The following is a 24348-nucleotide window of genomic DNA, read 5'->3' on the forward strand; positions in this document are numbered from 1 at the left end:
AACCCTCGTCCCCGGCGCAGTTTCTTGGCGACTCGCCAAGAGCCCTCGTCCCCGGCGCAATTCTTGGCGACTCGCCAAGAGCCCTCGTCCCCGGCGCAATTCTTGGCGACTCGCCAAGAACCCTCGTCCCCGGCGCAGCTCTTGGCGACTCGCCAAGAGCCCTCGTCCCCCGTGCAGCTCTTGGCGACTCGCCAAGAACCCAGGCGAAACCCACAGCGTCTGGCGACTCGCCAAAACCGGGGACGAGCGCCGACACCCACTCCGGGGTCAAGACGGGGCGGGGGCGGTGCTCTCGCGCACGACGAGGCGCGTGGGCACGGTCTCGAACGCGGCGGGCGTGCCGGCCTCGATCCCGTCGACGAGCGCGGCGACCGCACGCGCGCCGAGAGCGTCGAAGTCCTGGCGCACGGTGGTGAGCGGGGGACGGTAGTCCGCGGCGTCCGCCACGTCATCGAAGCCGCCGACGACACTCACCTCGCCCGGCACCTCGCGGCCCGACTCGGCCACGGCGCGGAGCACCCCCAGCGCCATCTGGTCGTTGGCGGCGAAGACGGCGGTCGCACCCGTTTCGAGAAGAGCGGATGCTGCGGCGAAGCCCGACGCGGACGTCCAATCTCCGCGCACCATGGGCGGCACAGCCGCGCCGGCCGCCGCCAGCGCCTCGCGCCAGCCCCGCTCGCGCTCGGCCGCGGCGAACGAGCCGTCGGGCCCCGCCAGATGGTGCACGGTGGCGTGGCCGAGTGCGAGCAGATGCTCGACCGCCGACCTCGCGCCCGCGGCGTGTTCCGTCTCGACCACCCCGAACCGGTTGTCGCGGGGCGAGTCGACCACCACGAGCCGCAGCCCGGAGGCGCCCACATCCGCCCCGCGGACGCGCGCGGTGGCCTCGTTCAGCACGATCGCCCCGTCCACGCCCTGCTCGGCCAGCCGCTCGAAGGCGGCTGCGACGTCGCCGTCGGCGCCGAGCGTCACGACCGTGAGCGCATAGCCGCGGGTGGCCGCGGCATCCGCCACCGCCTGCAGCATGCGGGAGTTGCCCACCGAGGCGAGGGTCGACACCACGAGCCCGATGGTCTGCGTGCGGCCGGTGCGGAGGGCCCGCGCGGCGCGATGCGGACGGTAGCCCAGCGCACTCATCGCCGCCTCGACGCGGGCCCGGGTCTCGGGGTCGACGCGGGGGCTCGCGTTGACCACCCGCGACACGGTCTGTCCCGAGACGCCTGCGCGCTCCGCGACGTCCGCCATCGACACACGCCTGGCTGTCATGCCTCACCTCGATCTACGGATGCCGCCGCCATCACGCCGGGATGCAGCATCCATGTTGACGATAACATAGCCGAGTTGCTAGCGTGTTGACGTGAACATCTCTCAGGACGACACCGTCGTGTCCGCCCGCGACCTTCCCGCTGAGACCCTCGGCGCGGGCGTGGTGAAGCGCCCCACCCGCCTTGCCGACGGGCGTGAGCTGGTCTACTACGACGACCCCGAGACGACGCTCGGCCCCGACCGCGCGATCGACGCCCGCGATCTCGCACCGCGGCCCGACACGGCGACGATGCGCCGCGACGTCCTGACCGGGGACTGGGTGTCGATCGCCGCGGCGCGCCAGAACCGCGCGTTCCTGCCGCCGGCCCACCTCGACCCGCTCGCGCCGCAGACGCCGACGAACCCGTCCGAGATCCCGTCGCTGTACGACGTGGCCGTGTTCGAGAACAAGTCGCCGTCGTTCGGACCCGCGCTCGCCGTCGCCCACGGCGATGCTCCCGCGGGCCCTCTCGGCGAAGCCCTCGTCGGCACCGATCCGCCGCGCAATCTCGACGACCTCGTCGCCCCCGGCCTCGGCCGCACCCGCACGAGCGTCGGCCGCTGCGAGGTCGTGTGCTTCAGCCCCGAGCACTCCGGTTCGTTCGGGTCGCTCTCGGCCACCCGCGCCCGCACCGTGATCGAGGCGTGGGCCGACCGCACCGCGGCGCTGTCGGCACTCCCCGGAGTCGAGCAGGTCTTCCCGTTCGAGAACCGCGGCGAGGCGATCGGTGTGACGCTCCCGCACCCGCACGGACAGATCTACGCATACCCGTACATCACGCCGCGCACGACGAGCCTGCTCGCGTCGATCGATCGCGAAGGCCCCGACCTGTTCGCGCGCATCCTCGAGTTCGAACGCGCAGGCGACCGCGTGATCCTCGAGGGCGAGCACTGGACGGCGTTCGTGCCGTTCGCGGCGCGCTGGCCGATCGAGATCCACCTGCTGCCGCACCGCCACGTCGCCGACTTCGCCGAGACGACGGATGCCGAGCGCGACGAGCTCGCCCCGCTCTACCTGCGGCTGCTCCGGGGCGTCGACGCGCTCTACGATTCGCCCACGCCGTACATCGCCGCCTGGCACCAGGCGCCGGTGCACCGCGGCCGCGACACCGCGCGCCTGCACCTGCAGCTCACGTCGCCGCGCCGCGCGGCCGACAAGCTCAAGTTCCTCGCCGGATCCGAGGCCGCCATGGGCGCTTGGATCGGCGACATCCCGCCCGAGACGGCCGCGGCGAAGCTGAGCGACGCCGTCGCATCCATCCCCGAGGAGACCCTGTGACCGCCACCGACATCCGCACCGCCGCCATCGCCCGTGCGCTCTTCGCCACCCGGTTCGGCGCCGACGCGACCGGCACCTGGTCGGCTCCCGGACGCGTGAACCTCATCGGCGAGCACACGGACTACAACGACGGCTTCGTGCTGCCGTTCGCGATCCAGCACCGCACGCACGTCGCGCTCGCCCCGCGCGCCGACGGCGTCTTCCGCGTGCGCGTCGCCTCGACGTTCGACGACGCGACCGTCGAGGTCGCGCTCGACGAGCTCGACACCCTCTTCCCCGAGCAGCGCGACGACGTCCCCGAGTGGGCGCGCTACCCGTTGGGTGTCGCGTGGGCGCTGCTCGCAGCATCCGGAACCGATCCGCGGGCCGTCACCGGCGTCGACCTCGCGTTCGCGTCGGACGTGCCGGTAGGCGCCGGCCTGTCTTCGTCGGCCGCGATCGAGGGTGCGACCGCCGTCGCCCTCGCCGACACCTGGGGCATCGACCTCGACCGCGTCGCCCTGGCGAAGGTCGGCCGCCGCGCCGAGAACGAGGCGGTCGGCGCGCCGACCGGCATCATGGACCAGATGGCGTCGCTCCTCGGTCGCGCCGACTCCGCCATCTTCCTGGACTGCCGATCGCTCGAGGCGCAGGTCATCGACCTCGGCTTCGCCGATGCCGGCCTCGAGCTGGTCGTCATCGACACCGGCGTGAAGCACTCCCACGCGACGGGCGGCTACGGCGAGCGCCGCGCCGCGTGTGAGCGGGGCGCCGCGGCGCTCGGCGTGCCCGCGCTCCGCGACGTGGGCGTCGACGACCTCCCCCGCCTCGCGGAGCTCGTGGACGACGTCACCTTCCGCCGCGTCCGCCACGTCGTCACGGAGAACCAGCGCGTGCTCGACACGGTGCGCACGCTCCGCGAGAAGGGACCCACCGCGATCGGCGACCTCCTGGTCGCGTCGCACGCGTCGATGCGCGACGACTTCGAGATCTCGGTCCCCGAGCTCGACACCGCGGTCGAGGCCGCCCTCGCGGCCGGCGCCGTCGGCGCCCGCATGACCGGCGGCGGCTTCGGCGGCGCCGCGATCGCGCTGGTCGCGCATGATCTCGTCGACGCGGTGACGAACGCCACGACCGCCGCTTTCGCCGCCGCCGGCTTCGCCGCGCCGACGATCTTCACGGTGACCCCGTCTGCGGGGGCCGCGCGCGACTGACGATCGCGCACCCGGGCTGCTCGCAGGCACGACGGGTTTCGACTGCAGGCGCCAGAGCGCCCTTCGCTCAACGAGCGATGCTGAAGTGCCGCTCGTTGAGCGAGCTTGCGAGTCGAAACGCCGGAGCGCGGCGCAGACGCCCGGGCTCCTGAACGCCGCGTGAACGCTCGTGACGCGCGGGGGCAACCCACTGGCGATGACGGATGCTGCGGCCTAGCGTCGAACGCAGGGTCGCGGCATCCGTCCGCGATCCGGAAGGAGCGATCGTGGCGTACATCACCGTCGGGACCGAGAACTCGGTCGACATCGACCTCTACTACACCGACCAGGGTCCGTCGGATGCCCAGCCCGTCGTGCTGATTCACGGCTTCCCGCTGAACGGCGAGTCGTGGGGCAAGCAGCAGGCGGCGCTGCTGGATGCCGGCTACCGCGTGATCGCGTACGACCGCCGCGGGTTCGGGCAGTCGAGCAAGGTCGGCTCGGGGTACGACTACGACACCTTCGCCGGCGACCTGCACGCCCTCATCGAGGACCTGGATCTCCACGACGCGGTGCTCGTGGGGTTCTCCATGGGCACCGGCGAGATCGCGCGCTACCTGTCGCGCTACGGCAGCGGCCGGGTCGCGAAGGCGGCCTTCCTCGGGTCGCTCGAGCCGTACCTCCTCAAGACCGAGGACAACCCCGAGGGCGCGGGCCCGCAGGAGTTCTTCGACGGCATCGCACAGTCGGTGCGCGACGACCGCTACGCCTTCATCGCCGGGTTCTACAAGGACTTCTACAACCTCGACGACACGCTGGGTTCGCGCATCTCGCAGGAGGCGCTCGACGCGAGCATCCAGATCGCGACCTACGCCGGCAACACCGCGCTCGCCGCGGCGCCGCTCACCTGGCCCACCGACTTCCGCGCCGACATCCCCGCGATCGACGTGCCCGCGCTCATCCTGCACGGCACCGCCGACAACATCCTGCCGATCGACGTCACGGCCCGCCGCTTCAAGGACCTCCTCCCCGACGCGACCTACGTCGAGATCGAGGGCGCCCCGCACGGCCTGCTGTGGACCCACGGCGCCGAGGTCAACGAGGCGCTGCTCGCCTTCCTCAACAGCTGACATGTCTCCCCGAGCCGCGAGAGTACAGCTGGTCGCCGAGAGGTAGGGAAGCACCCGCACTCTCGTCCACCCGCTGTACTCTCGCGGTTGGGGACGGGACGCGGGAGGCTACTGCTGGGGCTCGCCGGCGTTCGCCATCGCGAGGAGCCCGTCGATCATCTCGGGGCCGGCTGCCGCGCCGTCGCCCGCGAGGGCGCCCATCATGCCGATGCGGCCGATGGGGAACGACTCCATCATCTTGGACATGTCGACGCCCTCGGGCATGATCGACGCCGCGCTCTCATCCAGGCCGCCCATCATCTGGGCGAGCGCGGCCTGCACGATCGGACCGGCGACCGGATGGCTCAGCACCTCGCCCATCGACGACGTGCGCGACAGCGGGAGGGTGAGCACGTCACCGTCGACGGCCACGGCGACGGACGAGCGGATGTCGCGGCTCGACGCCGCGACGTCGACCGTGTACTCGCCACCCTCCACGACCCAGCGGTCGGCGCGGATGTCCCAGTACGCGAGGTCCTTGCGGCGCACCGTCAGCGTCACGACCCGCGTCTCGCCCGGCTCGAGCGCGACCGACGCGAACGCCTTGAGCTCGCGCGGTGCGCGCTGCACACCCGACCCGGCAAGGGATGTGTAGACCTGCACGACCTCGCGGCCCGCGCGCTCGCCGGTGTTGGTGACGGCGACGGTCACCTCGACATCGCCGTTCGCGTCGACCTGAGCCGCAGCATCCGTGTACGAGAAAGACGTGTACGACAGGCCGTGGCCGAACGGGAACGCGACCTCGAGGTGACGCGCGTCGTACCAGCGGTAGCCGACGAAGAGGCCCTCGCCGTAACGGGTGTGCGAGAACTCGCCCGGGAAGTCGAGGAACGCGGGGGTGTCTTCGAGGCGCACCGGGATCGTCTCGGTGAGCTTCGCCGACGGGTTGACGTCGCCGAACAGCACGTCGGCCGTCGCACCGCCCCCGGCCTGACCCAGCAGCCAGGCCTCGAGGATCGCCGGCACGCGGTCGGCGAACGGCAGCGCGACCACGCCGCCGTTCGAGAGCACCACGACGGTGTTCGGGTTCACCGCCAGCACCGCATCCACCAGTTCGAGCTGCACGGCGGGCAGATCGATGTCGTCGCGGTCGTAGCCCTCGGACTCGAGACGGGCGGGAAGGCCCAGGAACAGCACCGCGACATCGGAGACGGATGCTGCGGCCACGGCCTCGTCGCGCAGCGCCGCCGCCTCGTCGGCCGAGACCTCGAGCGCATTGCTGAAGCCCTGCGCGTACGCGACGTCGCCCGCGGCGAGCGCGCGGATCTCGTCGAGCGCGGCGTCGAGGCGCGTGGGGTTGATCATCGACGAACCCGCGCCCTGATAACGAGGCGCAGCGGCGAACTCGCCGATGACCGCGACCTTCGCGTCCTTCTCGAGCGGGAGCACGCCGCCGTCGTTCTTCAGCAGGACGATCGCGCGGCCGGCGGCCTCGCGGGCGAGAGCATGGTGAGCGTCGACGTCGAGGGGGCCTGCGACCGCGCCCGCACCCTCGGTCGCCTTGCGCACGAGGTCGAGAACGCGGCCGGCCGCGACATCCACCACCGACTCGTCGAGCGATCCGTCCTGCACGGCCGCCACGATCTGTGCGTCGGTGACGCCGTTGGACGACGGCATCTCGAGGTCCATGCCCGCGGCGAGGCCCGGCACGCGCTCGTTGACGGCGCCCCAGTCCGAGACCACGAGACCCTCGAAGCCCCACTCGTCGCGCAGCACCCGGGTCAGCAGCCACGGGTCCTCCGAGGCGTACACGCCGTTGATGCGGTTGTACGAGCACATGACGGTCCAGGGCTGGGCGTCCTCGACGACGCGCTGGAAGCCGCGCAGGTAGATCTCGCGGAGCGGCCGGGGGTCGACGTCGGACGACGACCGCATGCGGTCGTTCTCCTGGTTGTTGGCGGCGAAGTGCTTGAGCGAGGTGCCCACGCCCTTGGACTGGATGCCCTGCACGATCGCGGCGCCCAGCACGCCCGAGACGATCGGATCCTCGGAGAGGTACTCGAAGTTGCGGCCGCACAGGGGCGACCGTTTGATGTTGATGCCGGGGCCGAGCAGCACCGCGACGTTCTCGATCGAGGTCTCGGCGCCGAGCGCCTCGCCGACGCGGTGGACGAGGTCGACGTCCCACGACGAGCCGAGGCCGACCGCGGGCGGGAAGCACGTGGCGGGCACGCTGTCGCCGAGGCCGAGGTGGTCGCCGCCTTCGCGCTGCTTGCGCAGGCCGTGCGGGCCGTCGGTCACCATGATCGCGGGCACACCCAGGCGCTCGACGGGCTTGGTGTACCAGAAGCTCGCGCCGCTGGTGAGCGACGCCTTCTCTTCGAGGGTGAGTTCCGTGAGATCGGGGATGCTCATGGCGTTCCTTCCGCGCTGGAGTGACGAGGCTCCGCAGTGAGCGCTCGAACCAAAACCTTATGTCATTTGGTTTTGAGAAATCAAGCGATGTTCGGGTTTACTTTCCCTATGACAGAGAGCGGCACGGGGCGACGGGGCTCCTACGCGAAGGGCGTCGCAAAGCGCGAAGAGATCCTCACGCGCGCACTCGACGTGATCGCCCGCGAGGGCTATCGCGGCGCTTCGGTGAAGGAGCTGGCGGATGCCGTCGGTCTCAGCCAGGCCGGACTCCTCCACTACTTCGACAGCAAGGAGGAGCTCTTCACCGAGATCCTCCGCAAACGCGATGAGCTCGACTCCGTCGGGCAGGGCCTCGGCGGAGACCTCCAGCACGGACTGATCGCAGCCGAAGGCACGGAGCCGCTCGATATCCGCTCGGGCTACCTGGATGTGATCCGCCACAACGCCGACGTCCCCGGCCTTGTGCACCTGTTCGCCCGGCTGTCGGTCGACGCGGCCGATCCCGAGCACCCGGCCCACCAGTTCTTCGTCACCCGCGGCGAGAGTCTGCGCGGATTCTTCGCGGAGGCCGTCGCGGCGAAGCAGGAGACCGGCGAGATCACCGACCGGCTCGACCCCGAGACGATCGCGCGCCTGTTCCAGGCGGTCGCCGACGGCATGCAGCTGCAGTGGATGCTGGAGCCCGACGTCGACATGGCCGCCACGGTGGGCGCCTTGTTCGAGCTGCTCACCCCGGCCGCAGCGACCCCTGACGACGGCGGCGCCACGAAGTAACGATTCCGCAAACCTCCTTCGCAATTGAAACCGAACGTCGCTAGGTTTCAGTCTCGCGGTCGACCGGCCGCGAAACCCATCGAAGGAGATGACATGAATCGGACGACCGGACGCCTCGCGATCGCCGCGAGCATCGTGCTGGGCACGTCACTGCTGGGCGGCTGGACCGTGCAGCAGCAGGCGCAGGCCGCCCCGCCGGACCACGCACAGAAGGACGCCACCGTCCAGGTGTTCCTCACTCGCCACGGAAAGACTGTGCTCAACACGCTCGACCGCGTGCAGGGCTGGTCGGACTCGCCGCTGACCGCTCCCGGCCGGGCCGTTGCGGAGGTCGTGGGCGAGAACCTCGGCGAGCGTGAGGGACGGATGGATGCGGCGTACTCGGCCGACATGGTCCGCCATTACGAGACGGCGAGCCTCATGCTCGACGCCATGGGCTCGAAGCTCGAGCCGGTGCGCCTCGAAGGCCTGCGCGAGATCAACTTCGGCGCCTTCGAGGGAGCCGAGAACGGCGAGATGTGGTCGCCGATCATGGCGCATCTCGGCGTCTCGTCGATCGAGGAGGCTCTGAGCGGCCGGAGCATGACCGATCTCGTCGGCGTGATCAAGGAGATCAACCCCGACCCGTCGCTGCCCGCCGAGGACTGCGACGACGTGAACGCCCGCATGCTGGAGAGCCTGAACGCGATCGCCGCCGACGCCGCGAAGCACCGCGACGACCAGGTGCTCGTCGTCTCGAGCGGCCTGTCGATCACGTGCGTGCTCGACGGGCTCGGCTCTGAGCTGCCGCCGACCGGCATCGCGAACGGCGCCGTCAACCTGCTCGAGTACAAGGCCGGCAGCTGGACCGTGAAGTCGGTCAACGACACCAGCTACGCCGGCTGAACCCAGGGCGGGAGCTGCATCTCCCGCCCGACATCTACGATGCACGTATGCCCCTGGCCACCCCCGACGTCCGACGCCACAACCTCGGGCTGGTGCTGCGGCAGGTGCTCGAGGCCGGCGCGATCGCCCGCAGCGACATCGCGGGGCGCACCGGTCTCTCCCGGGGCGCGGTGACCTCGCTCGTCGCAGATCTCCTGGGCGCCGGCCTCGTACGCGAGGCCGATGTCGTCCCCGCCGAGGGTCTCGGCAGACCCCGCGTGCACCTCGAGCCCGCCGGCGACGATGTGTGCACACTGACCGCTCTGCTCGACGCCGACAAAGCCACCGCCGTCGCCGCGGCGCTCGACGGCACCACGCTCGCCCGCGTCGAACGACGCCACGGCCGACCGATGCGCGATCCCGACGCCGTCGTGCGCGTGCTGGCCGACGTCCTCGATGAGGTGGGCGCGACGCTCACCGGGCGGCGGATCGTCGACCTGAGCGTCGTCGTGTGGGCACCCGTCGGGGGTGTTCCCCCGCGTGTGCTCGCCGACACCGACCTCGAGTGGGGAGAGGTCGACCTGCTCGGTCTGCTGCGTGCGCGATCGGCCGTCGTCGCAGCCTACGAGGCCTCCGGCGGCGAGATTCGCCTCCTCCCCGACAGCCAGGTAGCCGCGCTCGCCGAACACGCGTCCGCGGGTCGGCCGGCCACCCTTCTATACCTCAAGAGCGACTCGGGCATCGGCGGAGCCATCGTGTTCGACGAAGGCTCGCCGCGCGTCGTCGGCGCTGCGCTGGGCCACCTTCCGGTCGTCCCCGACGGCGCCCTGTGCCTCTGCGGCCAGCACGGCTGTCTCGTCACGGTCGCCGGTCCGGACCAACTGTTCGCTGCGGCCGGTCTCGACGCGCTGGCCGCCGAGGCCGGTCTCGCGGCCGCGAGCGACGAGTTCGTCCGGCGCATCCGCGCGGGCGTACCCGCGGCCACGACGGCGTGGCGCACCGGCGCCGCGGAGATCGCGCGCTCGCTCCAGATCGTCGCCCTCTCGGTCGACCCCGACATCATCGTCGTCGGCGGCTACCTCGCCTCACTGGCGGGCGAAGTGGATGCCGCGTTCCGCGCGATCCAGCCCCACATCGCCCACGCCGCCGAGCTGACGCCGGCGCGCGTGATCGGCAGCACGCTGGGCGCGGACGCCGCCTTGCTCGGCGCGCAGCACGGCGCCCGCGAGCGCCTGCTCGCCGATCCCCTCGCGATCTGACCACCGAGCCCACGTGGCATTCCGCGGCACTCGCAACATAATTCAGGACTTGAACTTTCTTCCGTGGAGTCCCACACTGTAAGCCGAACGCTGTTCGTGTTTCACCACCGCACCCGACATCTCGACGATGAGGAGTCTCATGACCACGCACCCCGCCGGCGATCCGGCCTCGGCGATCGCCTCCACCGGCACCATCGCGAATACCCCGCCCGCGGCGGGCGAGCCTGCGGCCAGCCCGCCGCCGTCCAAGGCGCTGCTGCCCGGCATCCTGATCAACGCCCTCGCCCTCTTCGCCACCTACGGCGGACTCATCGCGGTACTGCTCCCCTCGCAGCTCTACCTGCTCGACCCCGCCCACAAGGCCGAGAACCTCACGATCGTCCAGACGATCTCGTTCGTGTTCACGCTGTTCGCGCAGCCGATCGTCGGCGCGCTGAGCGACCGCACCCGTTCGCGGTTCGGACGTCGCGCGCCGTGGATGGTCTCGGGGGCGATCATCGGCGCCCTGTTCCTCTTCGGCCTCGGCGCGATGAACACCGTGTTCTGGATCGCGATCTTCTGGGTCGTCATCCAGGTGTCGCTCAACGCCGTGCAGGGCCCGCTGACCGCGATCACCCCCGACCGCTTCCCGCGCGATCGTCGCGGCGCCGCGAGTGCGATGTTCGGCATCGGCACGCAGGTGGGCATGACCCTCGGCGTCATGCTGGCGGGTGCGCTGGGCAGCAGCATCGGAATCGGCTACAGCGTCTTCGGCATCATCGTCGTCGTCGCGACCGTGCTCTTCGTGCTCCTCAACCGCGACTGGTCGTCGAAGGATGCGGCGGTCGAGCCGTGGAGCTGGGCGCGCTTCTTCGCGGGGTTCTGGATCAACCCCCGCAAGCACCCCGACTTCTTCTGGGCGTTCACCGCGCGACTCCTGCTCATCCTCGGGTACTTCGTCGTGACCGCGTTCCAGCTCTACATCCTCACCGACTACATCAGGATGTCGCTCGGCGAGGCGCAGGGCGCCGTCGTCACGCTGACCCTCGTGTCGCTCGTGCCCACGCTCGCGGCGATCATCGTGTCGGGCTGGTGGAGCGACAAGGCCGGCCGCCGCAAGATCTTCATCTACGCGGCATCCGTCGTCATGGTCGTCGCCCTTGCGTTCCCGCTGTTCATGCCCGACCTCACCGGCATGATCATCATGAGCGTCCTCAACGGCATCGGCTTCGGCCTCTACATGGCCTGCGACGCGGCACTCATGACCGAGGTGCTTCCCAGCCAGGATGCGGCCGCCAAGGACCTCGGCATCCTCAACGTGGCGACCAACATCCCGCAGGCGCTGAGCTCCGTGATCGCGCTCGCGATCATCTCGGCGTTCGGCGGCTACGCCTCGCTGTTCGTGTTCGGCATGGTCTTCGTGGTGCTCGCGGCCCTCGCGCTCATCCCGATCAAGAGCGTGCGGTAGCCGTCCGATCCACGGTAGACATCAAGAACCATGCGATAGGAGAGAGTGCATGACCGAGACCACCACGACCACCCGCTACGCGGAGGCCGACACCGTCACCGGAAGGGTGCGCGGCTTCTGGCGGGGCGAGCCGGGCGCCGGCGGATCGGCCGCGTTCCTCGGCATCCCGTTCGCGAAGCCGCCCGTCGGCGAGCTGCGGTTCGCGGCGCCGGTGCCGGCCGAGCCATGGGAGGGGGTCCGCGACGCGCTCGCGTTCGGCGCCACCGCGCAGCGCGGCGACCCCGGCGTGACGCTCATCCCCGAGCCGTCCGTGCCGGGCGAGTCGACGCTCAACGTCAACGTCTTCACGCCGGTGCCGGGAGAGACGGATGCTGCACTCCCGGTGCTCGTCTGGATCCACGGCGGCGGCTTCTTCGCCGGCTCGCCCGCGAGCCCCTGGTACGACGGCCGCGCATTCAACCGCGACGGCGTGGTCACCGTGACGATCTCGTACCGGCTCGGTTTCGACGGGTTCGGCTGGATCGAGGACGCGCCGTCGAACCGGGGTGTGCGGGACTGGCTGCTGGCGCTCGAGTGGGTGCAGGACAACATCCGGGGCTTCGGCGGCGACCCGTCGCGCGTCACGATCGCGGGGCAGTCCGCCGGTGGCGGGGCGGTGCTGACGCTGCTCGGGATGCCGGCGGCGCAGCACCTGTTCCACTCGGTGTGGGCGCTGTCCGGCGCCACGGCCGACGTGGCAGCCGATCGCTGGGAGGCGATCGGGCGGGACGTCGCCGCCCGGGTCGGGGTGACGCCGACGCGCACGGCGCTGTCGACGGTGCCGGAGGAGCGCATCATCGAGGCGCAGAAGAAGGCGACGAGCGTGGCGGGCCCGGACGCGATCACCAAGCTCCTCGACGACGGCCTGCTGCTCGGCCCGTCGATCGACGGCGACCTCCTCACCCGCCCCACGATGGCATCGATCGCAGCAGGTGTCGGGGCCGACAAGCCGCTCGTGCTCGGCGCGACGGACGACGAGTTCTCGATGGTCGTCGCGGGGCAGGCGAAGACGCTCCGCTGGATCCCGCTGGGCTTGCTGCTCGGCCGGTCGGGTCTCAAGGGTGCGCAGCGCAAGGCCTACGTCGCCGCGAACCGGGACGTCGTCGCCCGCGGCCACGCCGCCGTGCTCGGCCGATACATCACCGACCGCATGTTCCGCAGCGCCGTCGTGCGCACGGCACGGGCGCGGGGCGCCGCCCCGACGTGGGTGTACCGCTACGCGTTCCGCTCGTCTCAGCCCGGAGCGGTCAACGGCTCGGCGGTGCACTGCATCGACGTGCCGTTCTGGTTCGACTGCCTCGACTCGGTGCAGATCGAGCCGCTCACCGGCCCGAACCCGCCGCAGCCGCTCGCCGACCAGACGCACGCGGCGGCCGTCGGGCTGATCGTCGACGGCGACCCCGGCTGGCGCGCGTGGTCGTCGGCGCCCGGCACGACGCGCGTGTTCGGCGGCCCGTCCGGCTCGCCCGAGGTCGACGCACACGGTTACGCCGCGATCGCAGCGCTCGTCTGACCCGGGCTCCCGCAGCCCCTGCAGCGCGGGAATCGCGAGAGGGTGGGTCCCCGCCGATGCAGCGGCGAGGACCCACCCTCTCGTGTGTGCGGTGCGTCAGGAGAGCGCCGGGATGACCTCGCGTTCGAAGAGCTCGACACCGGAGAGGTCGTACGCCGCCTCGGGGAAGTAGTGGATCGCGTAGCCGAGGCCGTGCTCGGAACGCTCCGCGAGCCGCTCGGCCACCTGCTCCGGAGTGCCGAAGGCCGGCGACTCGAGGTAGTCGTGCTCGATCCTCGCCACGCGCTCGTCGCCGACATGCGGGCGCAGTCGCTCGACGACGGCCGACAGGCGCTCGCGAGCCTCCGCCTCAGTTGCGCCGACGATCGTGTTGAAGTTCGACGACCGCGTGATCTCGGAGAAGTCGCGACCCAGCGCCTCGCAGTGACCGCGCAGCACGTCGCTCTTGTGGTCGAACTCCTCGACCGATCCCGCGAAGTTCGTGTACGCGCCGTACTTCGCCGCGATCTTGAGCGTCACCTTCTCACCGCCGCCGGCGATCCAGAAGGGGATCCCGCCGTCCTGCAGCGGCAGCGGCTGCACGATCGCGCCGTCCACCTGGTAGTGCTTTCCGTCGAGGGTGGCACGGCCGGTGGTCCAGGCCTGCTGCATGATGTCGACGCCTTCGCGCAGCATCCGGAGTCGCTCGGGCACCGGCGGGAAGCCGTAGCCGTACGCCTCCCACTCGTGCTCGTACCAGCCGCCGCCGATGCCCATCTCGGTGCGCCCGCCCGAGACGATGTCGACGGTGGCGGCGACCTTCGCGAGGTAGGCGGGGTTGCGGTACCCCATGCAGGTGCACATCTGGCCGAGACGGATGCGGCTGGTGGACGCCGCGAACGCCGCCATGAGCGTCCACGCCTCGTGGGTGGTCTCGTCCGAGTGGACCGGGGTGGTGTGGAAGTGGTCGTAGACCCAGAGCGACTCCCATGGGCCGGTGTCGGCGCGCTGCGCGAGGCCGTTCATCACCTCCCAGTGGCTCGAGGGCTCGATGCCGACGAGGTCGAATCGCCAGCCTTGGGGGATGAAGGTTCCGAAGCGCATGGTCCCCACCCTAGGGCGATCGACGGATGCCTCGGCCCGGCGCAGCGCAGGCTTGTCTGTCCGCGTGTGACGGCGTATAAGCGTTCGCTCACCGACCGGGTTCGGCGAATACCCGGGCGTGCGGCATCCGCTCGCGCATTACGGCGATCGCGTCGGGATTGTGGTCCACGAGCACCGCGTCGCGCCCGAGCGCGGACGCGACCGCGCCGGTCGTGCCCGAGCCCGCGAAGAAGTCGAGCACCCGATCGCCGGGGCGCGACGACGCCTGGACGATGCGCCGGAGGATGCCCTCAGGCTTCTGCGTCGGGTAGCCCGTCTTCTCGCGCCCGGTGGTGGGAACGATCGTGTGCCACCAGACGTCGGTCGGGAGCTTGCCGCGCTCGGCCTTCTCGGGCGTGACCAGCCCCGGCGCCATGTACGGCTCGCGGTCGACGGCGTCCGAGTCGAACCAGTACGCTTTCGGATCCTTCACGTACACCAGGATCGTGTCGTGCTTCGTGGGCCATCGCTTGCGGGTCTTCGCCCCGTAGTCGTACGCCCAGATGAGCTCGTTGAGGAACCGCTCGCGGCCGACGAGCGCGTCCATGAGCACCTTCGCGTAGTGCGCCTCGCGGTAGTCGAGGTGCAGGTACAGTGTGCCGTCGTCGGCGAGCAGCCGCCACGCCTCGAGCAGCCGCGGCTCGAGGAACCCCCAGTAGTCGTCGAACGTGTCGTCGTAGGCCCGCAGGTCACCCCGGATCCGCTCGTACTCGCGCCCGTGGAACCCCCGCCGCACGATCGCTTCTTCAGATGGGGAGACGGATGCTGCGGACCGCGCGGTCTCGATGGACCGCTCCTGCGGGCGGCCGGTGTTGAAGGGCGGGTCGAGATAGATCAGGGTGAACGACGCGTCGGGCAGGCCGCGGATGACCTCGAGGTTGTCGCCGGGGTGGATCTCGACGGAGCCGGGGGGCGCAGCATCCGTCGCCCCGGTCAAGGAACCCGGCGAAGCCATGCGTCCGTCGCGAACTTCGACGCCACGAGGGCTTCGGCCTCGGCGTATTCATCGTCGGTGATGCGCCCGGGGACGGCGCCGTAGAGGTTCGTGAAGGTCTCCTCGAGCTTGGCGATGATCGCCTCGCGGGGCAGACCCGTCTGCCGCCGCAGCGGGTCGACGCGCTTCGCCGCCGACGTGGTGCCCTTGTCGCTGAGCTTCTCGCGGCCGATGCGCAGCACCTCGGTCATGACGTTGCCGTCCATGTCGTAGCTGAGGGTCGCGTGGTGCAGCACTCCGCCGTTGGCGAGGCGCTTCTGGGCGGCGCCGCCGATCTTGCCCTGGGGCGAGGCGATGTCGTTGAGCGGCTGATAGGTCGCTTCGATGCCGAGGGCGCGCAGCGCGTGCAGCACCCAGTCATCGAGGAAGGCGTACGAATCCGCGAACGTGAGGCCGGCGACCAGGGATGCCGGCACGTACAGCGAGTAGGTGACGATCGAGTTCGCACCCATGAGCATGGCACCCCCTCCCGAGATGCGGCGGACCACGTCGTAGCCGTGGGTCGCGGCCCCCTCGGGGTCGACCTCGTTGCGCAGCGACTGGAACGAGCCGATCACGACGGCGTTCTCGTTCCACTCCCAGATGCGCAACGTCGGGCGCCGGCGGCCGTCGCCGACACGGCCGGTGAGCACCTCGTCGAGGGCGAGGTTCATGCGCGGCGAGACCGGCCTCTCGTGCACGATCTCCCAGTCGAAGTCGCGCCAGCCGGGGGCGGTCACGAGCGCGCGGCGCACCGCCGTGCCGACCGCCTCGGGAGTGAATCCGAGGAGCTGCGCCCCCTCCGGGAGTGCGGAGCGCACGGCGGCGGCGATGGCCGCGACATCCGACTCGATGGGGAGCCCGTTGACGGCCGCGTCGATGTCGGCGAGCGCGTCGTCGGGTTCGAGGAAGAAGTCCCCCGCGAGGCGGAAGTCCGCGATGCGCCCGTCGCGCTCCTCGAGGTCGACCACCACGAGCTTTCCGCCGGGCACCTTGTATTCGCCGTGCATGGGTTTCAGCCTATTGGCGCGCGCCGGGGGCGCGCTCCGCCCGACGACCGGGCACCGTCGCGCCGGCCGTCGGGCGTGTGCCGGCTACACCGGCGCGCCGCGTGTCACGACGTGCACGCGCGCCCGTCGAGCAGGAACTGCCACGGCGTCGCCACCGCGCCGTCCGCGTGCACGACGGTGTCGGGAGCGTTGCCCGTGCGCTTGGTGGCGCCGGTCACTGTGACGATCCCCTCGTCCTGCGCGACCGTCGCGCGGGTCGCCTTCGTGATCCGCTGGCCGTCGGGCGCCGCGAAGCTGAGCGCGAAACGCGAGCCGACCGCGCCCGAGAGCCGCACTGCGGCGGATTCACCGTCGAGAGTCGGCGCCCAGTCCACATGGCAGTCCAGCGGCGCGATGCCGGGCTCGGCGGACGCGATCAGCTCGCGCGCCTGCTGCGTGAACCACTGGCCGGCCGCGGGGTCCTCGTACCCGCGCTCGGGGTCGGTCGGACCCGCGGTGCCGCGGTAGCACTTGCCGTCGGACTCGCCGGGCACCTTGATCCAGAGGTACGCATCGACGAGCGGCACGTCGATGGTCGTGTCCGGACGCGAACCGAGGCCGCGGTCCGGCGGGTTGCACCAGTCCTCGTGCGTGTCGCCGTACGCTCCTTCGTGGTTCCACGCTCCGAGCCCGTTGCGGCTCGTGTCGATCACGAAGTGCGTCGTCGGCTGGGTGGCACCGAGGATCGCGGCGTAGCGCGAGTCCACCCCTGAGGTGTTGAGAGCGGGGTCCGCGGCATCCGGGCTCCACTGGCCATACTGCGACATGCCGACGCCCTGCCAGTCAGTCGCGGGACCGCCGTTCCAGTACTGGTTGCCGCACGAGCCGAAGTCGCCAAAGTTCACCTCGCTGACGTACGCGATGCATTGCGACACCCACGTGCCGTACGCCGTCGAATTGGCGGTGAACTGGTAGTTCGACGTGTTGAGGAAGAACCCGTCAGTGCGCTGAACCCCGGCCTTGATCAGGCGGTCGGAGATCTCGCCGATGTTGAGCCACGCCGCGTTCGTGCCATCGAGGTAGACCGAGGTCGCGGGAAGTGCGGCGAAGGCGTCGACGGCGTGGTTCAGCTGTGCGAAACGGTCGGTCGCGGCTGTGTCCGCGGGCACCTCGGCCGGCTGGCACCACTCGACCTGTCCGTCGAGCGTGGTGTAGTGGGGGATGACCCCGAGCCCGTCGGGTTCGAGGATGACCGTGGCGTCGCGCCCGGCGATGCCTGCGGCGAACCCATCGATCCAGGCGTTGTACGCCGCGGTGTCGGCCGCGCCGCCCGCGGAGTACTGGGCGCAGTCGCGGAAGGGGAGGTTGTACGCGACGAGCACGGGCATTCGCCCCTGAGCGGCGGCCGCCGTCACGACGGCGTCGACGCCGGCCTCCACCTCGGCCGGCGTGCCGTCGGTGAACCACGTCGCCGAGGCGATCGATCCGAGCAGCTGGGCGTCATCGCGTGCTTGGCCGCTGAGTGACTGGGCCGCTTCGAGCGTCGTGCTCCACGGATCGACGTACAGCTCCGAGCCTGTGAGGCCGGTGCCCTCATCGGCGGCGGCCGCGGTCACCGTCAGCGGCACGGCGAGGGCGGCGACCAGCACAGCCGCCGCGCCGAGGGCGAGGGCCCGTCTTGTCGGCGGACCGCCGCGGAGTCGAGCGGGTGCCAGAGTCATGTGTCCTCCTTGGACTTCTCGGCCGCCGGGCGCCGTCGCCCGGGGAGCATCAACGTCGGCCACGCCGCACTATGGGAGCGCTCCCACGCTGATCACTGCGGCCAGAATGGCGTACGCGCCCACCTGCCGTCAAACGCGCCGCACCGCACCGCGCCTGACCGCACGGCGAGGCCGTCGGCGGGGTCCGTCGCACCTCCTGATCGGACAGGCCCCAGCGATCTCAGGTGCGGTCGGCGATGTGCCTGTCGAGCCAGGCGAGCAGGTCGGCGCGGACCTCGGCCTGCATGACCTCGTTGAAGATCTCGTGGCGCGCGTCGGGGTACACGAGCGTCGTCACGTCGGTGAAACCCGACCGCGTGCGGTACGCGTCGGCCAGACGGTGCACGCTGCGGGGGCCACCGACGGTGTCGTCGCGGCCGACCATCAGCAGGGTGGGGATGTCGACACCGAGGTTCTTGCGCGGCTTGCCGAGGAGGCGCACGGTGTCGAGCGGACCGAACAGCTTCGGGAGCGTCTCGTGCGTCGTGAGGCCGTCGGCGAGAAACTCCTCGCCGACCTTCGGGTCGGATGAGAGCCATTCGACGCCCGTCGCTCCCGGGCCGTTCCAAGGCTTGTTGAGATCTCCCGAGTTGAGCGAGCCCGGCCACAGCAGCGACGACCCCGACAGCACCAGTGCGTCGTAGGCGTCGGGGTGGTCGTTGACGAGCTTCTGAGACATGAACGAGCCCCACGAATGCCCGAGCAGCACGAGGGGGAGGTCGGGGTTCTCGGCGCGGATCTGCTGCGTGAACTGCCACAGACCCGAGATCGTCGCGCGCAGGCCGCCGGGCCCGAGCTGCCCGAGCTTCGACGCGTCGCCCTTGTGCTGGCCGATGCCGGTGCGGCCGTGGCCGCGGTGGTCGTCGGCATACACCGTGAACCCGTCCGCGGTGAGGGCGTCGACGAGGGCGGTGTATCGCCCGGCGTGCTCTCCGACGCCGTGGAGGAGCTGCACCACACCCCGCGGTCCCGTCTTCGCCGGGTGGACGTCGTAGACGATCGTGACGCCGTACGCGTCGGTGTACTCGGGCATGCGCAGAAGTCTAGGGGGACGGATGCCGCCGCCCGGCGCAGGACGTCCAGGACGCAGCATCCGTCCCGTCCGAACTTTCTTTAGCAAGACTAATGAGCTATGCTAACTAACCGGATGAGCAGCAACGAGACTTCAGATTCAGACACCGGCCCCGACGCCGGCGCTCACGCAGACCTCTCCCCCGCCGCTTCGCAGCTGCGCATCGCGACGTTCCGCCTCGCCCGCCGCATGCGCACGCAGCGCGCCGTCGACTCGATGAGCGACGGACAGTTCGCCGTGCTCGCGGCGCTCAAGGTGCACGGCCCGCACACGCTCGGCGATCTCGCCGAGCGTGAGCGCGTCTCAGCCCCGTCGATGAACCGCACGGTCAACTGCCTGCAGGACTCGGGCTACATCGTGCGCGGCGCCGACGAGCGCGACGGCCGCAAGGTCGTGATCTCCCTCACCCCCGAGGGCATCGCGGTCGTCGAGGAGACCGCCCGTCGTCGCGACGCGTGGGTCGAAGCCACCCTTGCCGAGCTCACCCCGGCCGAGCGCGAGATTCTCGCCGCCGCCGCCGAGATCATGGAGCGGATGGTGGCCCGATGAGCGCGATGTTCCGGTCCTTCTCCGCCTTCAACTACCGCGTCTGGTTCATCGGCGCGCTGGTGTCGAACATCGGCGCGTGGATGCAGTCCACGGCCATCAGCTGGGTGGTCCTCACCGAGCTCACCGACAACGACGCGGCCGCGATGGGCGTCACGATGGCGCTGCAGTTCGCCCCGCCGCTGCTGCTCGTCGGCGTCACCGGACTCGTGGCCGACCGCTTCGACCGTCGCAAGCTGCTGCTCGTCACCCAGAGCCTGCTGCTGCTTCTCGGCGTCGCGATCGGCGTGCTCATCTTCGCCGGCGTGATGACGCTGCCGATCATGTACCTGTTCGCGCTCGCGCTCGGTGTCGTCGCCGCGTTCGACAACCCGGCGCGGCAGGCCTTCGTCTCCGACCTCGTCGCCCGCGAGAACGCCTCGAACGCGGTCGCACTGAACGCCGCGTCGTTCAACGGCGCCCGCATGATCGGACCGGCCGTCGCGGGCATCGTCATCGTCGCGGTCGGCACCGGGTGGGTGTTCGTCGCCAACGCGGTGACGTTCCTCGCGATGCTGGGGGCGCTCCTGCTGATCCGCACGCACGAGCTCGTACCGCGCGTGAAAGCGCCGCAGTCCTCACGCCTCGCCGACGGGTTCCGCTACGTCGCCGGCCGCCCCGACCTCATCGTGACGTTCGCGATGGTGTTCATCATCGGCGCGTTCGGCATGAACTTCCCGATCCTCGCGTCGACCATGGCGGTCGAGTTCGGCAAGGAGGCCGACGGGTTCGGCCTGCTGAGCTCGATCCTCGCGATCGGCTCGGTGGCCGGGGCGCTGATGGCCGCCCGCCGCGACCGCGCGCGACTGCGCGTCCTCATCATCGGCACCGCGATGTTCGGCGTCGCGGCCGTGGTGTCCGCGTTCATGCCGACGTACTGGCTGTATGCGATCACGCTCATGTTCACCGGCTTCGCGGTCGTCACGATGATGACGACGGCGAACGGCTACGTGCAGACGACCACCGACCCGGTGCTGCGCGGCCGCGTGCTGGCGCTGTACATGGCGATCCTGATGGGCGGCACCCCGATCGGCGCGCCGATCGTCGGCTGGGTCGCGGCCGAGTACGGCCCGCGCATGGCGATCCTCGTCGGCGCGGTCGCCGCTTTCGTCGCGTTCGCGATCGGCGCCACGTGGCTGCTGTGGTCGGGCCGTCTGCACCGTCACGAGCAGAAGCGGTTCCGCCTCACGCTCGACGAGACGCGCCCGCTCACGATCGTCGCTCCCGAGGAGTTCAGCGACGAGGTCGCCGGCACGACGCCGATCCGCGTGCTTCCGAGCGACGAGGAAGACAAGCTCCGCGCCCGCGCCCGCGCCAGCTGACCCGCCGTCCCGAACCCCGCCGCTCGGTGTTCGTTCGCCGCAGATGTACGCGTTTCGGCCCGATCCGTGTACATCTGTGGCGAACGAACGAACGAGGAGGCGGAGCTACGCGCGGACCGTCAGCGACGCGGAGGCCGGAGCCAGGCCGTCGGCCGCGACAGTCACGGTGGTCGTGCCCGGACCGGTCGGCCGCACGATCGCCAGCGCGCGGCCGTCGTGGGTCGTGACCGACGGGCCGGCGAAGGATTCCTCGCTGCGGATGCGGCCGGTGCCCAGCCCGACGAGTTCGGCGTCGCCGGTGACGGTCACCGTCACGAGCCGGTCGGCCTCCGTCGCCACGACCCCGTCGGCGTCGGCCAGCGAGATCGCGACGAACCCGAGTCCGTCGACCGGAATCTCGGACTGCTCGACGGATGCTGCGAGCCCCACCTCGCCGGCCGTGCGCAGCGTCGCCCGCCCGACCTCGGCACCGGCGGTGCGGGCGATGGCGATGAGCTCCCCCGGGCGGTACGCGGTCTCGAAGCGCGCGCGGAAAGCCTGCTCGACTCCGACGGCGGCGACACCCAGCGGGACGCCGTCGAGCTGGAGCTCCACTTCCTCCGCCGGCGCGTAGACGTCGACCGTGACCGGGGCGCCGGGCTCGGCATCCCACGTCCACGACGACACCGAGTCGTCCCACGACCACGGCGTCGTGGCGGTCGGGCGCCCGTGGTGCCGCGGCGGATGCACCGCCAGGTACGGGTCGGTGCGCAGCCCGAACACGATCTCGCGGTAGTGCGACACCGGGCGGCGGAAGCCCGTGATGTCGATGTCGCCGCAGCCGGCGAGCAGGTGCGGGTACGGTCCAGCGGTACCGGTCGGCTCGTAGCCCGGCTCGTCGGTGTAGTCCACACGGCCGATGCCGGCCTCGCCGAGGTAGTCCCAGCCGGTCCAGGTGAAGTCGCCGATCACGTGGTCGAGACGCTCGACGAGCTCCCACATCTTCTCGATGCGCGACGGGAACGTCTCGGACCCGACGATCACGCGGTTCGGGAACAGCTCGCGGTCGAGCTCATATCGGGAATCGGCGTAGTTGAAGCCGACGATGTCGAGCACCGACGCCGACTCCTCCGTCGACGCGGTCACGAGCTCGGACGCGTTGGCCTGCGCCATCATGTCGCCCATCGTCGCCATCATGGTGTTCGGATCCGCCGGCTCGCCCTCGCTCGCGCCATCACCCTCGGCTTCGCGCATCCGGTCGAGATTGGCGATGATCCCGTTGATGCCGTTCGTGACGAACCGCGTGTCGTCGTGTTCGCGGAACGCCTCGGCCAAGCGCCGGCTCCAGGCGGAGCCTGCGGGCGTCGCCAGCTCGAGGATCTCATTCCCGATCGAGTACATGATGACACTGGGATGGTTGAGGTCCTTCGCGACGAGCGCCGCGACATCGTGGCGCCACCGCTCGGGGAAGCTCGGAGCTGCGTCGAACGCGACCTTCGAGCGGGTCCAGGTGTCGGTGAGCTCGTCCATCACGAGCACCCCGTGCCGGTCGCACGCGTCGAGCATCGCGCGGCTCATCGGGTTGTGCGAGCTTCGCAGCGCGTTGAACCCCGCTGCCTTCAGCAGGTGCACGCGCCGGTCCTCGGCCGCGGCGAAGGTCGCCGCTCCGAGCGGTCCGCTGTCATGGTGCACGCACGCGCCCCGCAGCTTCACGGTCTCGCCGTTGATGCGCAGCCCCCGTGCCGCATCGACCTGCAGGCGACGGATGCCGAAGGTCGCGGCATCCGTGTCCATCAGCTCTCCACCCTCATCGGCGAGGGTCGTCCGCACTTCGTACAAGGCGGGCTCGTCGACACTCCAGAGCCGCGGATCCTCGACGGCGAGCCGCACGCGGGCGACCCCGTCGGTACCGGGAAGCACCGTCACGGGTGCCGTGCCGCTCGCGACGTCGGAGCCGTCCGGCGCGGCCAAGGTCCAGCTGAGGCGGAGCATGCGCGTGTGGCGGGAGGTGTTCCGCACCGTCGTCGCGAGCTCGATCACGGCACGATCGGCGTCGATGTCGGGCGTCGTGACGCGCGTTCCGTCGAGCGGGATGTGCACGGGATCGGCGACCACGAGGTGAACCGGGCGATAGATGCCCGCGCCGGAATACCACCGGCTGTCACGGTGCGCGCGCGCCTCCACGGTGACGCGATTGGGCTCGCCGTAGCGGAGATACGGGTCGAGCACGGCCTCGAACGCGTTGTAGCCGTTGGGCTCGTGCACGACGGCATCGCCGCCTAGGAACACGACGGCGTCGCGGTAGACGCCCTCGAACTCCAGCCGCACGGTCTTGTCGCGCCAGCCGTCGGGCACGTCGAAGGTCTTGGCATACTCGAACACGCCGCCGGGGACGTAGCCCGTGTGCACGCCCTGGTCGCTCTCGGCCGAGCGGGGCAGGTCGCGCACGGCGTCATGCGGCAGCCGGACGGACCGGGGCGCGGACTCCGGCGTGGGCGCTTCGAAAGCGCCGAGCTTCGGGCCGACGGTCCAGCCGTCGAGGAAGGGCTCGCGGATCATGCCTCGGCTCCGTCGCGCGCCGCGGAGCTCTCGCCGTCGGAGGCGGTCGACGACTGGGAGGTCTGGGGGCCCATCACGTCGAGCGCGTTCTCGATCCCGACCAGGTCGTATCCGCGGATGAGGCTGCGGAAGACCTCGTGGAGCGCCTCGGCCATATCCGTCGACTCGGGGTCGAGCAGCCACTGCACCTGCAGGCCGTCCATCAGCGCGATCGTCGCGACCGCCGCGCGACCCGGATCGACGCCGTCGACGAGGCGCCCCGCGGCTGCCGCACGCTCGAAGGAGCCGGTCACGCTCGTGCGCACGTACTGGTAGCGGTTGACAAAATAGGCGTGCGCGGGATGCGACGGCGCCGTCGCCTCGGCCGACAGGGTGGTGTACAGCTCGACGATTCCCGGCTGGGCAGCGTTGAATCGCGCGAGCTCGGCGAGCGCCCGCAGCGCTTCCACGCCGTCGGGAACATCGAAGTCGACGCGTTCCCGCGACAGGTTGTCGCGGTGATCGAGCAGCGCCAGCAGCAGCGCGCTCTTGCTGCGAAAGTGGTGCAGGAGCCCCGCCTCACTCATCCCGACGCGCTCGGCCACCTCTCGGAGCGAGCCGGCGCGGTAGCCCGACTGGGAGAACACTTCGAGCGCGGCATCGAGGATCGCGGTACGCGTCTCCTTCGACTTCGCATACTCGCCACGCGGCTTTCGAGCCTTCGTGGGAGCGGTTCCCCCGCGGCCCGTGGCGGCAGTGGTCTCGGTCATCGTCTCACCGTATCCCCGGGCTGTCTCGCGCACCTCCATCGGTGCCCCCGCCAGGGTCCTTC

At 70.7% G+C, this 24348-nt stretch carries 19 protein-coding genes; 10 read left to right on the top strand and 9 right to left on the bottom strand.

Features of this window, described 5'->3' with window-relative positions; translation table 11 throughout:
• Positions 1 to 267: 267 nt before the first annotated feature.
• On the bottom strand, positions 268 to 1266 hold the full coding sequence (locus ACEYYH_RS18665; protein WP_374975794.1) for a LacI family DNA-binding transcriptional regulator: 999 nt from the start codon (positions 1264 to 1266) through the stop codon (positions 268 to 270).
• 118 nt (positions 1267 to 1384) lie between these two features.
• Between ACEYYH_RS18665 and galT the strand changes: the two genes are divergently transcribed.
• The 3 genes from galT (at position 1385) to ACEYYH_RS18680 (ending at position 4886) form a co-directional block, all read left to right on the top strand.
• Positions 1385 to 2584: a galactose-1-phosphate uridylyltransferase gene (gene galT / locus ACEYYH_RS18670; protein WP_374978259.1), complete on the top strand. Its 1200-nt coding sequence runs from the start codon at positions 1385 to 1387 to the stop codon at positions 2582 to 2584.
• A complete protein-coding gene (gene galK, locus ACEYYH_RS18675) occupies positions 2581 to 3777 on the top strand; it encodes a galactokinase (protein WP_374975795.1) in 1197 nt (398 codons plus the stop codon). Before galT ends, galK begins: the two co-directional genes overlap by 4 nt.
• Before the next feature lie 266 nt (positions 3778 to 4043).
• On the top strand, positions 4044 to 4886 hold the full coding sequence (locus tag ACEYYH_RS18680) for an alpha/beta fold hydrolase (RefSeq protein ID WP_374975796.1): 843 nt from the start codon (positions 4044 to 4046) through the stop codon (positions 4884 to 4886).
• A gap of 108 nt (positions 4887 to 4994) precedes the next feature.
• On the opposite strand, the gene ACEYYH_RS18685 is transcribed toward ACEYYH_RS18680, so the two are convergent.
• Positions 4995 to 7280: a glycoside hydrolase family 3 C-terminal domain-containing protein gene (locus tag ACEYYH_RS18685; RefSeq protein WP_374975797.1), complete on the bottom strand. Its 2286-nt coding sequence runs from the start codon at positions 7278 to 7280 to the stop codon at positions 4995 to 4997.
• A 108-nt stretch (positions 7281 to 7388) separates the two neighbouring features.
• On the opposite strand from ACEYYH_RS18685, the gene ACEYYH_RS18690 reads away from it, so the two are divergent.
• The 5 genes from ACEYYH_RS18690 (at position 7389) to ACEYYH_RS18710 (ending at position 13176) form a co-directional block, all read left to right on the top strand.
• Entirely contained in the window at positions 7389 to 8054 is a 666-nt protein-coding gene (locus ACEYYH_RS18690) for a TetR/AcrR family transcriptional regulator (RefSeq protein WP_374975798.1), read from the top strand.
• 93 nt (positions 8055 to 8147) lie between these two features.
• Positions 8148 to 8939 (top strand): histidine phosphatase family protein, encoded by a 792-nt coding sequence (locus ACEYYH_RS18695; protein ID WP_374975799.1) that lies wholly within the window; start codon positions 8148 to 8150, stop codon positions 8937 to 8939.
• A gap of 47 nt (positions 8940 to 8986) precedes the next feature.
• The gene (locus tag ACEYYH_RS18700) at positions 8987 to 10177 is read left to right on the top strand and encodes an ROK family protein (RefSeq protein WP_374975800.1); all 1191 of its coding nucleotides are present in this window, start codon (positions 8987 to 8989) and stop codon (positions 10175 to 10177) included.
• A gap of 139 nt (positions 10178 to 10316) precedes the next feature.
• Positions 10317 to 11624 (top strand): MFS transporter, encoded by a 1308-nt coding sequence (locus ACEYYH_RS18705; protein WP_374975801.1) that lies wholly within the window; start codon positions 10317 to 10319, stop codon positions 11622 to 11624.
• Between the two features lie 49 nt (positions 11625 to 11673).
• Entirely contained in the window at positions 11674 to 13176 is a 1503-nt protein-coding gene (locus ACEYYH_RS18710) for a carboxylesterase/lipase family protein (protein ID WP_374975802.1), read from the top strand.
• 96 nt (positions 13177 to 13272) lie between these two features.
• On the opposite strand, the gene ACEYYH_RS18715 is transcribed toward ACEYYH_RS18710, so the two are convergent.
• From ACEYYH_RS18715 to ACEYYH_RS18735, 5 genes are all read right to left on the bottom strand, one after another.
• Positions 13273 to 14259 carry an LLM class F420-dependent oxidoreductase gene (locus tag ACEYYH_RS18715; protein WP_374975803.1) on the bottom strand — a complete coding sequence of 329 codons (987 nt, stop codon included), beginning with the start codon at positions 14257 to 14259 and terminating at the stop codon, positions 13273 to 13275.
• A gap of 88 nt (positions 14260 to 14347) precedes the next feature.
• Positions 14348 to 15253 (bottom strand): DNA-methyltransferase, encoded by a 906-nt coding sequence (locus ACEYYH_RS18720; RefSeq protein WP_374975804.1) that lies wholly within the window; start codon positions 15251 to 15253, stop codon positions 14348 to 14350.
• Positions 15232 to 16281 carry a biotin/lipoate A/B protein ligase family protein gene (locus ACEYYH_RS18725; RefSeq protein ID WP_374975805.1) on the bottom strand — a complete coding sequence of 350 codons (1050 nt, stop codon included), beginning with the start codon at positions 16279 to 16281 and terminating at the stop codon, positions 15232 to 15234. Before ACEYYH_RS18725 ends, ACEYYH_RS18720 begins: the two co-directional genes overlap by 22 nt.
• Before the next feature lie 104 nt (positions 16282 to 16385).
• On the bottom strand, positions 16386 to 17981 hold the full coding sequence (locus ACEYYH_RS18730) for a glycoside hydrolase family 6 protein (RefSeq protein ID WP_374975806.1): 1596 nt from the start codon (positions 17979 to 17981) through the stop codon (positions 16386 to 16388).
• A gap of 220 nt (positions 17982 to 18201) precedes the next feature.
• The gene (locus tag ACEYYH_RS18735) at positions 18202 to 19053 is read right to left on the bottom strand and encodes an alpha/beta hydrolase (protein WP_374975807.1); all 852 of its coding nucleotides are present in this window, start codon (positions 19051 to 19053) and stop codon (positions 18202 to 18204) included.
• 114 nt (positions 19054 to 19167) lie between these two features.
• Between ACEYYH_RS18735 and ACEYYH_RS18740 the strand changes: the two genes are divergently transcribed.
• Together ACEYYH_RS18740 and ACEYYH_RS18745 are read left to right on the top strand one after the other, a co-directional pair.
• Entirely contained in the window at positions 19168 to 19641 is a 474-nt protein-coding gene (locus ACEYYH_RS18740; protein ID WP_374975808.1) for a MarR family winged helix-turn-helix transcriptional regulator, read from the top strand.
• Positions 19642 to 19646: 5 nt separating this feature from the next.
• Positions 19647 to 20999 (top strand): MFS transporter, encoded by a 1353-nt coding sequence (locus ACEYYH_RS18745; protein ID WP_374978260.1) that lies wholly within the window; start codon positions 19647 to 19649, stop codon positions 20997 to 20999.
• Between the two features lie 105 nt (positions 21000 to 21104).
• Here the strand turns inward: ACEYYH_RS18745 and ACEYYH_RS18750 are convergent, their stop codons facing one another.
• Both ACEYYH_RS18750 and ACEYYH_RS18755 read right to left on the bottom strand, forming a co-directional pair.
• Positions 21105 to 23537 (bottom strand): glycoside hydrolase family 2 TIM barrel-domain containing protein, encoded by a 2433-nt coding sequence (locus ACEYYH_RS18750; RefSeq protein ID WP_374975809.1) that lies wholly within the window; start codon positions 23535 to 23537, stop codon positions 21105 to 21107.
• Positions 23534 to 24286 (bottom strand): TetR/AcrR family transcriptional regulator, encoded by a 753-nt coding sequence (locus ACEYYH_RS18755; protein WP_374975810.1) that lies wholly within the window; start codon positions 24284 to 24286, stop codon positions 23534 to 23536. The genes ACEYYH_RS18750 and ACEYYH_RS18755 overlap by 4 nt, the downstream gene beginning before the upstream one ends.
• Between the last annotated feature and the right edge of the window lie 62 nt (positions 24287 to 24348).

Source organism: Microbacterium trichothecenolyticum, from assembly GCF_041938625.1.
Taxonomy (GTDB): Bacteria; Actinomycetota; Actinomycetes; order Actinomycetales; family Microbacteriaceae; genus Microbacterium; species Microbacterium trichothecenolyticum_D.